The following is a 15,864-nucleotide window of genomic DNA, read 5'->3' as shown; positions in this document are numbered from 1 at the left end:
CTTGCTTTTTTATCTCCATTTTTCCGAAGACCAAAGAATGATTTGTAATTGGCATCTAATTTACGCAAAACCATCTGACATGTTTTAGAATAAAGGATCTCTATAATAGGATATTCTTTTTTTATTTGTGGTAAATCATTCTGCTGTTTTGTATATGAAATGGATTTTTTATCATTTTTCCATGAGTCTTTTCTTTCGGATAATGCAATGTTATAAAGATATGTACATGCATTGGATAACTCCCAAAGCATATTCTTTTGTAATTCAGTTGGATGAATTTTGTATTTTTTTGTTAATTGCATTATTTCCCCTGATTATCAACATATCTTTTCAAAACATCCAGCGTAACCTGTCCGGTTGTAGCCAAAAAATATGACCTTGACCAAAAAGCATCTTTCCATAATTTCTCTTTTACTTCTGGAAAATTCCTTCTAATCTCTCTTGATGAAATTGTTTTAATTGAATTGATGTATTTAGGTATATCTAATGTTTGTTTTGCTTTGAATATCACGTGAAAATGGTCTTTATCACATTCAATATTTAGAATTTCCACTTCAAAGTTTGTACTTATATTATATACTATTTTTTTCAAACAATCGACTACAAGAGGATTCCCCAAAGCATCTCTTCTATATTTTACACATTGTACAAAATGATATTGCAGTGAATAAACAGAATGACTACCTGTATCCAGTTTAACAACTATAGATAGTTTATGCAATTATATTATTATAGCACGGCTTTCATCCCCCACCTTACGGAGGAGGACTTCCCGCCTGTTGAGTTAAAATCAGGATGTATCGAGATGTCAACAACTTTCCAACATCGTTCCAGTAAGAAGAAAATGAGGGCAAAGGGGTATGGAATCAATAAAAAGGAATCGTATTAAGGGTATTAGTATGCAATTTTGCCAAGTATGTCAAAGTCATCTATGCTATACAAATGATATATTCTACAAAGTCACTTTTCATTATTGCAGATCATACAGTTGGAGAATATGGTCACAATAGTTATATGGATTGAGAAACATTTTTGCAATGTCACATTATCATAATGTGAAAAGGGGGCCAAACTGAATTTGCAGAGTCGGCTTGGACCCCAAAACGCCCTAAGGCAAGGTTATTGTTAACTTTGATACTGTATAAGGTTTGCGGATCTTGCCTCAGAAGTAATTTGAAGTGAGGTAAAGAAAGAAATGAAAATAAATATGAAATCCGGGATTGGTTCACTACTTGCAGCAATATTGCTTGTGAGTGTGATGGCCATTCCAGCAATGAGTTCAAACAACAGCCAAGCAATTGAGAAGGAAAATGACATTGTTTATACTGAAGCAGAATTACAGTCTTTATACGATAAATATGATATCACGGAAAATGATCTCAAATTTGCAAAAGGTGAGTTGCCTAATTTTTTGGAAGGAACGATTCTGTGCAGTGATAAAAAAGTAGTCGTTACTGAAGACGGAAAACCGCTTGAGAATATGAAGCAAGGCATAGATTACGATATTATATTAACGGAACCTGAAATGCTTGGCATCATTGAAAAAGCGAAAAAAGACTATATTGAAAAATATGGTGTTGATCCAGAGAATCCAAAGATAGATATTGTGAATGATATAGCAATTCCAACTGAAGAAGTGGAAATACTTGTCAAAAATTATTCTATTGAACTAACTGGTTCTCCCATATCATCAATCATTGAAGAAAAGATGCTACGTGTATCTTTTAATCCCAAAGCAGTAGATGACAATGTATATGTGCATATATATCCAGCAGCAGACAATAACCATGAACCAAGTCAATCTTACGTTTCTGACTCCATAGACGCAAGTGGTAGATTTGAAGACTCTGGAAGTAATGTATACACGGTGTGGCATTACAACTGCTGGGACGCGAGTGATATTTCTCCAACAGATAGTTCATCAGCTGCTCTTTCCGATTTAAGACAGGATAGTGCATATATCAGAGACAGTTCCAACGATATTGTTCTTGGATGGGTGGATTACCTTGATAATAATGGCAGAGCATACATAGATGGGCCATACAGTGTTTGTGCAGTATCCGCTTCAGGAGTGGATTGGCCTCATGACAGCATTGTGCAGCATGAAATCTCACACAACTTTGGAGCCTTAGATCAAGGATGGTATGTATATGAACACCCGAAATGTATAATGAACTATATGTGGGCATATTCTGGGACGAACATTTGGTGTTCAGATTGTGAAGATGACGTCCAGTATGGAATAGACCATTAAATAAAGCATCATTAGGCTCTGTAGATAATCTACAGGGTCTTATGATAATTTTAGAAGATCAATTATGCCAACCCAAAAAAAAATAATAGCAGGTGGTTTGATTTGCCTAGTTTTACTCCTGATAGTTACCCTTGCCCCATTGATATTTATAAAAACAGAACCGCTTTATATTGTAGAGAACCATGACGAATATCCTCACAATGCAACTATAACAGTAACTGGCTATAATGGAGAATACACGGAAGTAACAAACTACCAGCTTGACCCCGGACAATCTGCTAGTGGTGAGAAACCAGACTATCTTTTACTGAAATGGTCAATCCCGTTTGTCTCCACCGGAGACTACAGCTATTACATCGAAGCTGAAAACATGTCTGCAACCTATAATTCAACTCCGCATCTCGTAAACGTCGTGATTTTTGAACTTGTCAATGAAAGCGAAAAGTTGAATATCTCAGTCATGGAGTCCTCATAATTGCATACGTTTCAGAATGATATCACAGATTAAAAATGCAGAACTCCTATCAAGTACCGGATAGTGTTTTGTGAAAGGACAAATATGACAAGACAATCCATCGTAATGGACAACGGACATAAAATCAGTTACTAGACCTACGGAACGGGGAGAATACAATCATATTCCTTCACAGCCTTCTGGGAAGCTCCTAGATGTTATACGGAAAATCCGGAGACTAGTAGGTGTTCCTACGGTGTATGAGGACTCAATACTGAAGCATTATACGATGGAAAAACCAGTTGCTTTACACCATATTGTTCCAGCAATTTCACTGACTCAGTGTTGTGTACTATCATCTGGGTACTGGCATGAACGGGCACTTGCGGGAGATGGCTACGGCAGGAGGAAAGGGGAAAGGGGTATGGAATCAATAAAAAGGAATCGTATTAAGGATATTAGTATACAATTTTGCCAAGTATGTCAAACCATCTATGCTATACAAATGATATATTCTACAAAGTCACTTTTTATTAGTGCAGATTATACAGTTGGAGAATATGGTCACAATAGTTATATAGAGTGACAAACAATTTTCCAATGTCACATTATCATAATGTGAAAAGGGGGCCAAACTGAATTTGCAGAGTCGGCTTGGACCCCAAAACGCCCTGAGGCAAGATTGTTGTTGGCTTTGATACAGTTTAAGGTTTGCGGGTCTTGCCTCAGGAGTAAATTAAAAGGAGGTGAAGAAAGAAATGAACAAAACAATAAATCGAACAATGGTAGTATCACTGGTTATCATGTTGATGATACTATTTGCAGGGGTGGGAAGTGCAAACTCAGATTCTGCCTCTATAACAGAGAAAGAAAGACTTGAACTTGCAAATAAATTGTGGGGTACAGATATTACATATGGAGAGTATATTGAACAGTTGTTCCCTGAAGCTTATGATTAAATCTCCAGATGCAACAACAGAGTCATATTATGACATGGAAGTATCTTGGATAAATCCTGCTGCAGAAGGGCCTGATTCTAAACAAACATTCACAGCTACCACTGGACTAACACGAAGTGTTTACTTCGGGGTCGTAAATTCTGAGTTGGACCATGATGGTTCAGAAATTACGTACAAAACCTGGCAACGAATGGTGTTACCTACCCCATATACAAGGATACCAAGTATGTCTGTTCTCACATATTTATGGCGTGATGATGGGGAAGAAGAGACCGTTGGTATTGAATTTGAGTCCGAAAACAATGTTTACGAACTTGAAGCAGAGGATACTTATGATTATTCATCTTCAGCATATTATCGTGTAATTGGCCAGTATTCTGGAGTTTATCCATCAGGCGTTACACAACCAAGTTACAATGGAATATGTTCCACTGACTGGGAATACGTAAGTTGAAAATAATTTCTGAGGTAGATGACTCCTTCTTTTTAATTCTGCAATCAGGAGTCATCCTAATACTAAAAATCAGAACTTATACCAGATTTACTTATAAATATTTTTATTGAATTCTCTGAAATACTGCTGCTGTTAACATGTATATATTAATTGAGCATAGTTCCCATATGAAAATCTTCAATATAATATTTTAGGCTTATTTTTAATTTGTATTACAGGCACAGTAGCAGCCGAATATTCCAATTCTGCAGCAGAGGACCACGAAGCCCTGGTAATTGAAATTGCACAGGAGTTTGAAGCCACCATGGATAATGGAGGGGTATGGTATGAGGGAGCCGATGATAGGTTGGGGCTTATGATCAACCTCCTGTTCGTTCACAGGTCGATTCACTTCTTTCTTGGTTTTATATGATGGGTACAGCTGCAGAACTGGCTCCCCATACAGAAAAGATTTTGATTCAGATGTATTCGGATGAGGAGCCTCTCTATGAAGTGGAGGCATATACTACCGACGTACAATCTCTGCTTAATTATGAGATAGATATGGATGAGTTGCGCTCAAAAGTGGTTGTTAAATCAATTGTATGAGGGATTGTATGGGATTGTTAGACAGGGTTTTGGACATTGTTACAGTTGGTCTTGACAAAATCATTGACGATAAGGCTGTCAATCACAGGAGAGTAATAGAACAGGGTCTTGAAATTAAAGGGAATTGGCAAACCGGGGAAATATTCCTTATGGCAAATCCCCTTACCCCTGAAGTACTGGAAAAAACCGGTAGCGAGTATGAAACCTTTAGCTGGGGAGATACTTCAGAAAAATCCCGGGTGACAGCACTGGCAATCCTGCTGTGGTTTCTGGATGAAAATGAAGCTTATGATTATCTGGATGCCTTTCTTAGAGATTTTGTTGCCAGGTTACCCAGGCAGGATTTCGAACAGAATTTTGGTTATGAGTTCTGGAGAAATGATATACTTTCTAAGCGGGGAAAAAAACTCACTTCAGATAAGTATCATCAGGCAGACCTGCATGGTGGTTACTATATGGGAGACGATGATGCAGATGAGAGAGGCGATGATGGAGAAGATTGAGGATACTATTCAAAATATGAATGAAAGTATAATATCTGTTGGTGAACTGAAAAGGAAGTTGCCCAAACAGATGAATCATAATGCGCTCAAGACCATTATGGAATATCTGGAAGAAAGTAACAAGATTACAGTGAGCATCAAAGGTATTACCTGGATACATAATGGCAACCATAGGCTCAATAAAGTAATATCCAGAGGCCTTGAATTATGAAACCGGTGCCGTATAGTCCGGGTTGACAAGAGGCTGATAGGTACCAATGGCTGCAGGAGAAGGCATCCGGTTCCAAAATGAAAATGGCTATTGTGGAAGTAATACAGAAACAATGGAATTATCCTTCACTATACAATTTCTGCAAATTTTCCTGAACATGAGGAATAATACAGGGACTCAATGAGTTTTCAGTAACCATATCAACTTTTGTCCCGAGCAAATCTTCCAGCTCTTCTTCCATCCTTATGTGATCAATCAAAATTTTCTTTTCAGAAAATCTAACAAGCAGATCAATATCACTACCTTTAGTTTGTTCTCCTCTGGAAAAGGAGCCAAACATTCCCAGAAAAGCAATATCGTTACGTCGGCAAAATGTTATGAGTTGCTCGCCCACACTTCTTTCAGGGTCCAGAGCCTGTGCAAGTTCAAATGGATCGTTTATTCCATGAGAATTTTCTTTGACTTCCATGTTCACTCAATATTTAAGTTACTATAATAGATATATTTTGTCAACTACTTTCCTTCATCACGGAAAGGGCATTATGATCTGTAGTTCTCACAGTCTTGAGAAAGCCTACATATCTCAAAAGAGTAGTCAGATTCATCTCTTCGTTTTGGCACATCATCACTTCACCACTTCCCCCAATCCCGTACACCTACCCGTTTTAAGCACACACCCCACATTGATACAGGTATTGACGCCGGTATGCACATCATCCCCCATTATAACTCCGAGTTTACGCCTACCTGAATCCACTTTTTTCCCCTTGACCATGACCCGGATAGTACGCCCGTCATGTCGGAGATTGGCAACCTTGGTACCGGCTCCGAAATTACAATCCTGCCCGATCACGCTATCGCCCACATAACTGAGGTGCCCGATATTGGTATTATCCATTACCACACAGTTCTTGATCTCCACTGCATTGCCGATACGCACATTATCCTCTATGGCAGTGGACGGCCGGATAAAACAGTTCGGTCCTATATCGCAGTTCTTCCCAATAACCACAGGGCCGATGATGTAGGCACCATTACGGATAACCGTACCTTCCCCCACGACCACTTCACCCTGTAGAGTAGCATTGGGTTCCACTTCTGCCTCAATATTGCCGGCAAGCCCGGACAACACATGCTTGTTGGCAGCAAGCAGATCCCAGGGTCTGCCGATATCGATCCATGCGTCCCTGAACACTTCATAACCCACACTGGCCCCTGCATCGATCAGCATCTGTATGGAATCCGTAATCTCGATCTCCCCGCGAGGTGATTCAGGAGTTTTACGGATATAATCAAAGATTGATTGGGGAAACAGATAGATTCCCGCATTGGCCAGATTGGTCGGGGGTTTTTCGGGTTTTTCCACAATCCGGCTCACTTTATCTCCGGCAGTACAAATAACTCCAAAATTACAGGGGTCATCCACTTCCTTGACCGTCAGGACCGCATCTTCCACTCTGTCGATCAAATTTTTAATCTGGACAGAACTTATCAGCATATCCCCGTTAAGCACGATAAACCTGTCATCCACATATTTTTCAGCACATCCGATGGCATGTCCCGTTCCATTCCGTTCTTCCTGGAGAACGTAATCGATACTCACACCTTTCTGCGAACCGTCGGCGAAATAGTCCTTTATACAATTCTCCATGTAGCCGGTAACTATCACAAATTCCCGGATACCGGCATCCACAGCCTCATCAATGATATGCTCCAGTATGGGTTTGTTCCCGACGGGCAGCATTACCTTGGGTCGCCTGTCCGTTAAAGGACGCATTCTTGTACCCTGCCCCGCTGCCAGAATAACCGCTTTCACTGTATTGCACCCCTTGCAATACTCACAACTCTATCAAATAAATCATCCACATCCTTCCTGGCCTCAGCAGTAATCCGGATCTTGGATTCGGTACCGGAGGGCCGCACAAGTACCCAGCCGTCCTCCAGATCCACCTGAATTCCATCAATGGCAGTAACTTCCCCCATCGCCTCCAGGGATTGTTTTATCTGCTGCATTGCATGTTCCTTCCGGGCCTCAGGACATTCAATCGTACTCCTGAGGGTGGGATAATGAGGCAGATCTGCAACCATCTTTGATAACGATCTGTCTGCAATCAAATTCACAATCCGGGTTGCTGCATAGATACCGTCGGGACAATACGATACATCCGGGAAAATCCAGCTGCCTGAAGGCTCGCCTCCAAAATAAGCACCTGAAGCCTTGATCTGTTCTGCCACATATACATCCCCAACCCTGCAGCGCAGCACCTCGGTATCCCCAAGCGCATCATCCACTATCATGGAAGTATCCACAGGCACCACAACTTTATCCTGTTTGTCCTGCAGGGCAAACAGGGCAAGCAATTCATCCCCCGACACAAAATTACCCTGCTCATCCACAACCATCATCCGATCCGCATCCCCGTCATGCGCAATCCCGATATCCGCCTCAAAAGCAACCACTGCCTTGATAAGTTGACCCAGGTTTTTTTCCACGGGTTCGGGATTGCGTGCCGGGAAATATCCATCTGGCTGGCAGTTCAATGTAATAACCTCGCAACCCAGTTCCCTGAGTAGATAGGGAGTGATCGTACTTCCGGCCCCGCAACCACAATCCACAACCACACGTTTGTGACTGGTATCTGTTTTGCTCAAGATCGCTCTGCAATGCCGTTCAACAAATCCTTCCCTGTACTTCACATTCCCCACTTCATTCCAGGCAACAGCCGAATAATCAGCATTTTCAATGATATGTTCAATCCGTTCTTGCTGCTGCGAATCAAAAGCCACGCCATCGGGATTCCATAACTTGATCCCCACGTCCTCTGCAGGGTTATGGGAAGCCGTAATCATAATCCCGCAATCATAATCCGCAGTGGCAAAAGCCAGAGTGGGCGTACTCATCAAACCCCCCAGGGTAACTTCACAGCCGGTGGCAGACAGCCCTGCGATCAAGGCCTGCTCGATCATATCCACAGCTATACGTGGATCCTTACCGATCACAACCGAATCGGCAACTGTACCCACGGCCATTCCCACATTCAATGCCAGTTCGGGACCGATTACCTTGTTGGCCGGTCCCCTGATTCCCGATGATCCGAAAAGTTTCAAAATACACACTCCTTCATTCCACAGTCACACTTTTGGCCAGATTACGCGGTTTATCGATCTCACAACCCTTTTCCAGGGCGGTATAATAAGCAAACAGCTGCAAAGCCACCGAGGACAGGACGGGTGATAGCAGGGGATTGGTGACAGGTACCGGGATTACAATATCAGCATACTTGCCTATCTCCCGATCCCCGGCATCGGCCACCGCAATCACTTCAGCCCCCCGTGCCTTGACTTCCTTGATATTACTCAACATTTTTTCATAGGTTCGCCCCTTTGTAACGATTGCCACCACGGGCGTGCCGTTCTCCAGCAGTGCCAGGGGTCCGTGTTTCAGTTCGCCTGCAGCATACCCTTCCGCATGGATGTAGGATATTTCCTTGAGTTTCAATGCCGCTTCCAGGGCTGCCGGGTAATTAAGTCCCCTGCCAATGAAATAATAATCCCGGTTGGCCGCATACCGGGCTGCATACTTGCGTATAATATCCCTCTGGTTCAATACCTGCTGCACATTGCCGGGTAGTTCCTTGAGATTTTTGATGATAGCCTTTGCCTCGTCCGGCAAAAGATAATTCCTGCGTCTGCCCAGGTGTACGGCCAGCAGGTACAGCGCTATTAATTGAGCCGTAAACGTTTTGGTCGCAGCCACTCCTATCTCAGGACCTGCATGGGTATACACTACATTATCCGCCTCCCGGGTAATGGTGCTGCCCACCACATTGGTTATCGCGATGGTACTTGATTCATACTGTGCCACATTGCGGATCGCAGCCAGCGTATCGGCCGTCTCTCCGGACTGGGTAATTGCAATTGTAAGGGTATTGCAATCCATCACCGGGTCCCGGTACCGAAACTCCGAGGCGGCACTGACATCGGTATGTATACCGGCCAGTCCTTCAAGCAAATATTTGCCAAACAACCCCGCATTCCAGGAAGTGCCACAGGCAATCATCTCCACCCTGCCAATATTTCTAATCTGTTCATCTGTAAGTTTGAGTTCAGGTAATTGGACATTGCCTTCAAGTTCTGATAACTTGCCTGCAAAGGTCTTCTGAAGGGAACGGGTCTGCTCATGGATCTCCTTGAGCATGAAATGTGCATAACCACTCTTTTCTGCCATCTCCACATCCCAGTCGATCGTGGAAACCTGCTTTTCCAGCAATTGGCCTTCCATATCATAAAACTCCACCTTCTCAGGAGTCAGTTTCACGAGTTCCCGGTCATCCACAAATACCACATTGCGGGTATGAGACATAAAAGCCGTCGCATCAGAGGACGTGAAAAATTCATTCTCTCCCAGACCCACTATCAGGGGACTGTCCTTCCTGGCAGCGATTAGGGTATCCGGATCATTCTTACTCATGACCGCGATCGCATAGGAGCCTTCCAGCACTGCCATGCTTTTGCGTACTGCCTCGAACAGGTCCAGGGAATTACTGTAAAAATGTACCAGATGGGCAATTACCTCGGTATCGGTATCGGATACAAATTCATAACCTTTATCTTCCAGCCATTCCTGCAATTTGAGGTAATTCTCAATAATCCCATTGTGTACGACCACGATATCCGAAGAACAGTGCGGATGAGCATTGACATCATTGGGTATCCCATGTGTGGCCCAACGTGTATGCCCGATCCCGACATTACCTTCGATCTCTGCAGGCAGCACTTTATTAAGTTCATCGATACTGCCGGCAGTCTTGTACGTTTGCAGATCACCGTTTAAGACACTTAACCCTGCAGAATCATAACCCCTGTACTCCAGCCGGCGCAGACAATCCATGATCACCGATGATGCACCGGCCTTTCCCACATATCCTACAATCCCACACATTATATCTCCTCAAAGCACTGTGGAATTTGCAGGCAGATGTCTATCCACCTTTGTACCTGATCTCACGGTACAGTTATTGCCCACAAGGTTGCCTGCCTCCGTAAGGGTCCTTGAACCAAATTTACAGTCATCCCCGATAACCACGCCGCTCTTTTCCACAGGTACAAGTTCATTATCGATCTCGATATTCACATCGTTGTCCGCTTCACAGATGGAGTAGGGACCTAAATTACAGTTAAATCCTATAATACTTTCAGAGATATGACTGTGGGATTCCACACGTACATTATCCATCAGGATACTGTCCTGGATATAGGAAAAGGGGCCCAGCGATACATTATTCCCTATACTGGTGGAAGGCAATATGGTCACCTGGGGTCCGATATCACAGTTATCTCCGATCTTTACCGGTCCTACGATATAGGACCCGGCACGGATGACTGTATTTCCCCCGATCTCCACATTCCCTGTCAGGGTAGCGGTATCATCAATTGTGGCAGTATCCTCGATAGCAGACTCACAACTTGCCAGTAACCTGGCATTGGTATCAAGCAGACCCCAGGCATATACCGAATCCATCCACAGGTTCTTAGTTACAGTGACCCTTACATCCCTGTTCCCTTTCACCATATTCTGCAGGGTATGGGTTATCTCATATTCCCCTCTCCCGGATATCTCGGTATTCTCTATCTCTGCAACAATATCCCGGTTAAAGATATAGATACCGGTATTTATCATATGACTTATCTGCCGTTTGGGTTTTTCAAAGATGCCTTTTACCTTTCCCGCAGCACTCATGACCACTCCATATCCACATACCTTCTCCCGGGGAGTGGTAAGCACGGTGGCATCCCCTGCATGATTTGCGATTAGTTTACTGATAGTCTCTTTTTCAATTATGTTATCCCCATTGAGTACCAGGAATGATCCATTACCATCTCCCAGTGCAGGGATGGCCAGACCGATCGCATGAGCGGTACCCAGCTGGGAAGTCTGGTCCACATAAGTAATCCTTGCCCCGAAATCATTCCCGTCTCCAAAATAATTCATCACCTTCTCCTTCTCATAACCGACAACAAGCACTAGATCCTCGATCCCGTTATCCACAAGCGCGGATATTACGTATTCCAGGATAGGACGATTGGCTACCGGTAACATGACCTTTGAGCGGGTGTTTGTGAGGGGTGTACATCTGACACCTTCCCCTGCGGCAAGAACAATGGCTTTCATGGAATTAACATGAAACGTGAAAGAATTTATAGGTTATCTTTGGGGAGTGGATTGCCCCTGAAGGAAATCATGGACTTCGTTCTAATATTGTCATGAAAGTGAGTCTTTCCAATTGAAAGTATAGAGATTTCTGATTAACTCCTCCCCTCACTCAAACTAAATAACAATATTTATATCCAAACAAGATAAATTTAATCATACGAGTACTTTCAGTAATTTCACCCTGAAACACAGAATATGACCGTTTGATAGCTGCTGGTGAAAACTATCTGAAATAGATAAGTTGATCGACTGGAAACCATTTCGTCCCATACTGGAATCAATGTATATCAACAGGACAGACAAAGGTGGTCGACCTGAAATGGTTTTATCGGAATCCTTGTGTATGACGGTGTCGCAGTCTTCAATGTACCGTACCTTGGAAAACAACACAACCATAAAAGACACACGATCTTAAACTCTTTAAGAATACTATCCATAGAGTCCCTATAAGGGAACATAAAGGCTTATTGTGGCTTTTCTGAAGGCTTACCGGTATTAAACTCATTCACCACATGTAATATAGGCTATATGGCCTTCTGTATAGTTAAACTTTGTAAAAATGATATTAGAAATAATTATTAAACGTTTAGGACTTTCCAAAATATTTTTATAGTCCCGCCCGGATTCGAACCAGGGTCTTCGGCTCCAAAGGCCGAAAGGATTGACCACTACCCTACGGGACTGCTACTGCTCACTGTGATAATCGCATAATCCTACTTAATTTTTATGTAAGGGGACCGGCTTATTTCCTGATATAAGGTTTAATTTGGGGCTATTCTGCCCGGCAGTTGCCAGCAGGTCATTGTTTTGGGGGATACATGACGGAAGATTGCCCGACTCGCTATAACCCGGTATTTGCCCGCTGGATGAAAGGGGAAATGGGCAAGATCAACAGGGCAATAGTGGCGCAGAGAAAGACCCTGGCCCGGTTTGCTTGAAAAAGAGGTGCCACACTCCAGAATCCGGGCAGGGGACAGGTACGTATTCGACAGACAGGTAATCGGGATGCTGGGAGAGGAACTGCCCTCAGAATTGCATGACAGGCTGAAACTTCCCATCCTCTTTTTCTTTGATTTGCCGTGTGGAAGACAGTTGCTTTTCCAATGACAGATATGCCCTCAGGGCCCTGCAAATACCCCCGGAAAGGGGGAAATGTACCGCATGCGTCAGGGAAAAGTCTGGGTTGGCAAAAGTATGGCCTACTCGATCATGCGCAAATATCCAACTGCCATCCAGATAACAATGGGATGAAAAAAATAAGTTCATGTCTGTATGATCACGGTCAGGATATCCTCATCCTCGAGCACATGGTCCAGCCCTGCACGCTGGCCCGGGTGTTTGGCCGATTCACCCCATACCTGGGCATACCTGAACTTATCCCGGAAATCACGATGCAGGTGATCACACACATCACCCACCGTGCTTCTTTTACGGATGATAAGCGGCTCCTCCATATCCGCAGCCTCACCCTGGGGTTTGAGGTATATTCGTATGAAATCCAGGGAATTGAAGATCATATCCTTTACCTCTTCCAGATGAGTGCCCTCATTGGCAGAGATCAGCAGGGAATCCGGGAACTTTTCCCTTACTTTAGCCAGGATATTTTCATCCGCCAGGTCCACCTTATTGATGACGGTCACATCGGGAATATAGACACGGTTGCCCATTATCACATCGATCAGCTGGTCCACATCTATATCATCCCTGATAAGCACATGAGCATTGTGTATCTTGTAATCATCCAGGATTGCCTTGATAAGATCCTCCGAAATATCAAGGTCGAGAGTGCTGCTCACAGTAATTCCACCGCGATCCTTCCTCTTGATCACGACATCAGGCGGGTGCTGGCCCAGCCGGATACCGGCATCGTACAGCTCCTTCGTGAGAACCTCAAAGTGTTCTGTCTGGAAAACATCAAGCATGAAAACTACCAGATCACTGTTACGCACAACTGCGATAACTTCCTTCCCCCGGCCACGCCCGCTGGCCGCACCCCTGACAAGCCCCGGTACATCCAGGATCTGTATGGCTGCACCTTTGTGTTCCATTATACCGGGAATCACGTCCAGGGTTGTGAATTCATAAGCACCAATTTCAGAGTTTGCCCCGGTAAGCCGGTTCAGGAGAGTGGATTTACCAACTGAAGGAAAACCTACCAGTGTAACCGTAGCATTTCCTGATTTACGTACTCCGTAACCTTCCCCCCCTGATTTGGCAGAAGCTTTCTTCTGGAGATCCTCACGCAAACGGGCAATCTTGGCCTTCAGTTTACCTACATGATGAGATGTTGCTTTGTTATAAGGAGTGTCTCGAATCTCTTTTTCAATATTGGCAATTTCATCCTCGACGCTCATCGCCACCTACCACTACTTCAATGTTAAAAAGACTTTCCCGTTGCTGCAATCCCATAAATTTTGTGTTGATTTTATCCGCTGTATTCAACCTGCAGGCTCCTCCAAGGCAAACACAAGTACATCCCTGGGATCGATTTCCACCAGGCATTCCGAACCCGGCCCGATATCCAGTTTCCCGAAGTTGCGGTTATCCATCTCCGACAGCAACACTGATCCACCTCCCGGAATATCCACAGCTACAACCCTGCTTGCCCCCCTGTTGACAACACTGTGCACAGTCGTGGAAAAAACATTGCACCCGCTAATATCCTCGCGGGCCGGATGGAGATGCACATTCTCCGGCCGCACACCCCAGGAATAGCTGCTATCCGCATCAACATTCGTTGTGGTGGTTATTGAGATCGAATCCGTATTCAGAACAAATCCATACTCAGACTTGCCTGCAAAATCGGCATCGAAAATATTCGATACACCCACAAGTTCTGCCACATGCCTGTTGCACGGATTATAGAAAACGTCCTCAGGCCTGCCTTCCTGATGCACCGAACCCTCATGTAATACCACTACTTTGTCAGCCAGCGTAAAGGCTTCAACCGGATTGTGAGTGATGAACAACACAGGGATATCCAGTGTCTCCTGAATACTGTGTATCCTCTCCCGCAGGCGCATCCGGACTACCATGTCAAGCGCTGAAAAAGGTTCATCCAGCAGTAATATATCAGGATTGGGGGCCAGGGCACGGGCCAGGGCAACTCGCTGTTTCTGCCCTCCCGATAGCCGGGAAGGATACTCGTTTTGCAGACCCGTTATGTGCATAAGTCCCAGCATCTCATGTAACCTTTGCTCTTTTGCAGCATCCGACTTGCCTTTTAACCCGTAAGTGATATTTTTGGCCACGCTCATATGCGGAAAAAGGGCATAATTCTGGAAAACATAGCCCGGCCTGCGATCCTGGGGAGACAGGTTCTTTTTTAACTCACTGTCAAAGTATACCTTGCCGTTAACTTCAATAAACCCCATATCGGGCTTCCCCAAACCTGCAATACACCTCAAGGTTGTGGTTTTCCCCGAACCGGAACGCCCAAAGAGGACAACCAGTTCATTTGAAGCAGTAAAATTTACATCCAGATTAAAATCCGGTGCATCCTCCTGGCCTGAATATCGCTTTTTTATATCAACCCGAATATTACCACTCATGCTTCACACCTTCCACCTGTTAACAAGTTTTGCCGTTGCAGCCATGGAAACAAGTGACATAATTACAAGGATTACAACAAGAATATTTGCAAGGCTGTCATTTCCTGACTGGAAGGCAGTGTAAATAGAAAGCGACATGGTATTTGTTTTTCCGGGAATGTTACCTGCAACCATAAGGGTTGCACCGAATTCCCCCACAGCTCTTGCAAAGCTCAACACCAGCCCTGCAATAATTCCTTTTTTCGCAAGGGGCAGGGTTACAAAAAGGGCGGTTTCCAGTTCACTGTGGCCCAGCGTATAAGCCACATATTCAAGTTCCCGATCCACACTTCCTATCGCAGCAGACGTGGTTTTAACCATCAATGGCAGGGACACCACAAATGCCGCGATAACGGCTGCCTGCCATGTGAAAAGAATACCAAACCCCGTCATTTCAAAAAGAGATTGCCCCAGCACACCATTCTTACCGAGCAATATGACAAGCAAGTACCCGGTTACCGTGGGAGGCAATACAAGGGGCAGGGTCACCAGAATGTCCACAAGGTTTTTGCCCGTAAAATCGCGGCGTGCCAGCAGGTACGAAATGAGCAGGCCCACCAGAACCACCAGTATCGTTGACAGGGTGGCTATCTTCAGGGTTATGTATAAGGGAAAAATAGCCTGCTCAAGCACAAAA

Annotated in this window: 21 protein-coding genes, 1 tRNA gene and 1 pseudogene; 11 read left to right on the top strand and 12 right to left on the bottom strand. The window is 44.2% G+C overall.

The genetic code is table 11. The annotated features are described in order from the left end of the window. Positions 1 to 302, bottom strand: a 302-nt coding sequence (locus tag CP947_RS06400) for a helix-turn-helix domain-containing protein (protein WP_172425459.1), incomplete at its 3' end; no start/stop codon positions are given. Continuing rightward, positions 302 to 706: an IS200/IS605 family transposase gene (tnpA, locus tag CP947_RS06395; RefSeq protein ID WP_096712404.1), complete on the bottom strand. Its 405-nt coding sequence runs from the start codon at positions 704 to 706 to the stop codon at positions 302 to 304. The genes tnpA and CP947_RS06400, both read right to left, overlap by 1 nt. A 489-nt stretch (positions 707 to 1,195) precedes the next feature. Between tnpA and CP947_RS06390 the strand changes: the two genes are divergently transcribed. Beyond that, positions 1,196 to 2,254, top strand: coding sequence for a zinc metalloprotease (locus CP947_RS06390; RefSeq protein ID WP_096712398.1), 1,059 nt, complete (start codon positions 1,196 to 1,198; stop codon positions 2,252 to 2,254). Positions 2,255 to 2,318: 64 nt separating this feature from the next. Beyond that, the gene (locus CP947_RS06385) at positions 2,319 to 2,729 is read left to right on the top strand and encodes a hypothetical protein (RefSeq protein ID WP_096712397.1); all 411 of its coding nucleotides are present in this window, start codon (positions 2,319 to 2,321) and stop codon (positions 2,727 to 2,729) included. A gap of 230 nt (positions 2,730 to 2,959) precedes the next feature. On the opposite strand, the gene CP947_RS11045 is transcribed toward CP947_RS06385, so the two are convergent. Beyond that, positions 2,960 to 3,142 carry a U32 family peptidase gene (locus CP947_RS11045; protein WP_096712396.1) on the bottom strand — a complete coding sequence of 61 codons (183 nt, stop codon included), beginning with the start codon at positions 3,140 to 3,142 and terminating at the stop codon, positions 2,960 to 2,962. A gap of 324 nt (positions 3,143 to 3,466) precedes the next feature. Here CP947_RS11045 and CP947_RS06375 point away from each other — a divergent pair, with 324 nt between their 5' ends. The 5 genes from CP947_RS06375 to CP947_RS06360 all read left to right on the top strand — a co-directional run bounded on the left by CP947_RS06375 (position 3,467) and on the right by CP947_RS06360 (position 5,423). Then, a complete protein-coding gene (locus CP947_RS06375; RefSeq protein WP_096712395.1) occupies positions 3,467 to 3,667 on the top strand; it encodes a hypothetical protein in 201 nt (66 codons plus the stop codon). Next, positions 3,660 to 4,121, top strand: coding sequence for a hypothetical protein (locus CP947_RS06370; RefSeq protein ID WP_096712394.1), 462 nt, complete (start codon positions 3,660 to 3,662; stop codon positions 4,119 to 4,121). The genes CP947_RS06375 and CP947_RS06370 overlap by 8 nt, the downstream gene beginning before the upstream one ends. A 408-nt stretch (positions 4,122 to 4,529) precedes the next feature. Beyond that, positions 4,530 to 4,709 carry a hypothetical protein gene (locus CP947_RS10395; RefSeq protein ID WP_123151420.1) on the top strand — a complete coding sequence of 60 codons (180 nt, stop codon included), beginning with the start codon at positions 4,530 to 4,532 and terminating at the stop codon, positions 4,707 to 4,709. Positions 4,710 to 4,717: 8 nt separating this feature from the next. Next, entirely contained in the window at positions 4,718 to 5,212 is a 495-nt protein-coding gene (locus CP947_RS06365) for a DUF6166 domain-containing protein (RefSeq protein ID WP_128754371.1), read from the top strand. Continuing rightward, positions 5,196 to 5,423 (top strand): hypothetical protein, encoded by a 228-nt coding sequence (locus CP947_RS06360; RefSeq protein ID WP_241645930.1) that lies wholly within the window; start codon positions 5,196 to 5,198, stop codon positions 5,421 to 5,423. Before CP947_RS06365 ends, CP947_RS06360 begins: the two co-directional genes overlap by 17 nt. Positions 5,424 to 5,541: 118 nt before the next feature. On the opposite strand, the gene CP947_RS06355 is transcribed toward CP947_RS06360, so the two are convergent. From CP947_RS06355 to glmU (CP947_RS06335), 5 genes are all read right to left on the bottom strand, one after another. Continuing rightward, entirely contained in the window at positions 5,542 to 5,892 is a 351-nt protein-coding gene (locus CP947_RS06355) for a nucleotidyltransferase family protein (RefSeq protein WP_096712391.1), read from the bottom strand. A gap of 156 nt (positions 5,893 to 6,048) precedes the next feature. Then, positions 6,049 to 7,239 carry a bifunctional sugar-1-phosphate nucleotidylyltransferase/acetyltransferase gene (glmU, locus tag CP947_RS06350; RefSeq protein WP_096712390.1) on the bottom strand — a complete coding sequence of 397 codons (1,191 nt, stop codon included), beginning with the start codon at positions 7,237 to 7,239 and terminating at the stop codon, positions 6,049 to 6,051. Next, positions 7,236 to 8,531, bottom strand: coding sequence for a phosphoglucosamine mutase (gene glmM / locus CP947_RS06345; protein ID WP_096712389.1), 1,296 nt, complete (start codon positions 8,529 to 8,531; stop codon positions 7,236 to 7,238). The genes glmU (CP947_RS06350) and glmM overlap by 4 nt, the downstream gene beginning before the upstream one ends. Positions 8,532 to 8,544: 13 nt before the next feature. Next, positions 8,545 to 10,365, bottom strand: a complete 1,821-nt coding sequence (glmS, locus tag CP947_RS06340) for a glutamine--fructose-6-phosphate transaminase (isomerizing) (RefSeq protein ID WP_096712388.1) — start codon at positions 10,363 to 10,365, stop codon at positions 8,545 to 8,547. Between the two features lie 9 nt (positions 10,366 to 10,374). Continuing rightward, entirely contained in the window at positions 10,375 to 11,595 is a 1,221-nt protein-coding gene (gene glmU, locus CP947_RS06335; RefSeq protein ID WP_096712387.1) for a bifunctional sugar-1-phosphate nucleotidylyltransferase/acetyltransferase, read from the bottom strand. Positions 11,596 to 11,840: 245 nt separating this feature from the next. On the opposite strand from glmU (CP947_RS06335), the pseudogene CP947_RS10775 reads away from it, so the two are divergent. Beyond that, positions 11,841 to 11,956, top strand: a pseudogene (locus tag CP947_RS10775) (IS5/IS1182 family transposase); the annotation flags it as partial. Positions 11,957 to 12,247: 291 nt separating this feature from the next. Here the strand turns inward: CP947_RS10775 and CP947_RS06325 are convergent. Next, positions 12,248 to 12,320: transfer RNA gene (locus tag CP947_RS06325), tRNA-Gln, on the bottom strand. 135 nt (positions 12,321 to 12,455) lie between these two features. Here CP947_RS06325 and CP947_RS10770 point away from each other — a divergent pair. The 3 genes from CP947_RS10770 to CP947_RS10760 are packed head-to-tail and all read left to right on the top strand — an operon-like array spanning position 12,456 to position 12,888. Next, positions 12,456 to 12,575: a DUF61 family protein gene (locus CP947_RS10770; RefSeq protein ID WP_243641492.1), complete on the top strand. Its 120-nt coding sequence runs from the start codon at positions 12,456 to 12,458 to the stop codon at positions 12,573 to 12,575. Then, complete coding sequence (locus CP947_RS10765) at positions 12,568 to 12,744, top strand: DUF61 family protein (RefSeq protein ID WP_243641491.1); 177 nt, start codon at positions 12,568 to 12,570, stop codon at positions 12,742 to 12,744. Before CP947_RS10770 ends, CP947_RS10765 begins: the two co-directional genes overlap by 8 nt. 45 nt (positions 12,745 to 12,789) lie before the next feature. Further along, entirely contained in the window at positions 12,790 to 12,888 is a 99-nt protein-coding gene (locus CP947_RS10760) for a DUF61 family protein (protein ID WP_241645933.1), read from the top strand. 11 nt (positions 12,889 to 12,899) lie between these two features. Here the strand turns inward: CP947_RS10760 and CP947_RS06315 are convergent, their stop codons facing one another. The 3 genes from CP947_RS06315 to modB form a co-directional block, all read right to left on the bottom strand. Further along, on the bottom strand, positions 12,900 to 13,991 hold the full coding sequence (locus CP947_RS06315; RefSeq protein ID WP_096712386.1) for an OBG GTPase family GTP-binding protein: 1,092 nt from the start codon (positions 13,989 to 13,991) through the stop codon (positions 12,900 to 12,902). A gap of 84 nt (positions 13,992 to 14,075) precedes the next feature. After that, on the bottom strand, positions 14,076 to 15,188 hold the full coding sequence (locus tag CP947_RS06310; protein WP_096712385.1) for an ABC transporter ATP-binding protein: 1,113 nt from the start codon (positions 15,186 to 15,188) through the stop codon (positions 14,076 to 14,078). 3 nt (positions 15,189 to 15,191) lie between these two features. After that, entirely contained in the window at positions 15,192 to 15,860 is a 669-nt protein-coding gene (gene modB, locus CP947_RS06305) for a molybdate ABC transporter permease subunit (RefSeq protein ID WP_172425461.1), read from the bottom strand. Between the last annotated feature and the right edge of the window lie 4 nt (positions 15,861 to 15,864).

Source organism: Methanohalophilus euhalobius, from assembly GCF_900215215.1.
GTDB lineage: Archaea > Halobacteriota > Methanosarcinia > Methanosarcinales > Methanosarcinaceae > Methanohalophilus > Methanohalophilus euhalobius.
This window is presented reverse-complemented; position numbering and strand designations above follow the sequence as displayed.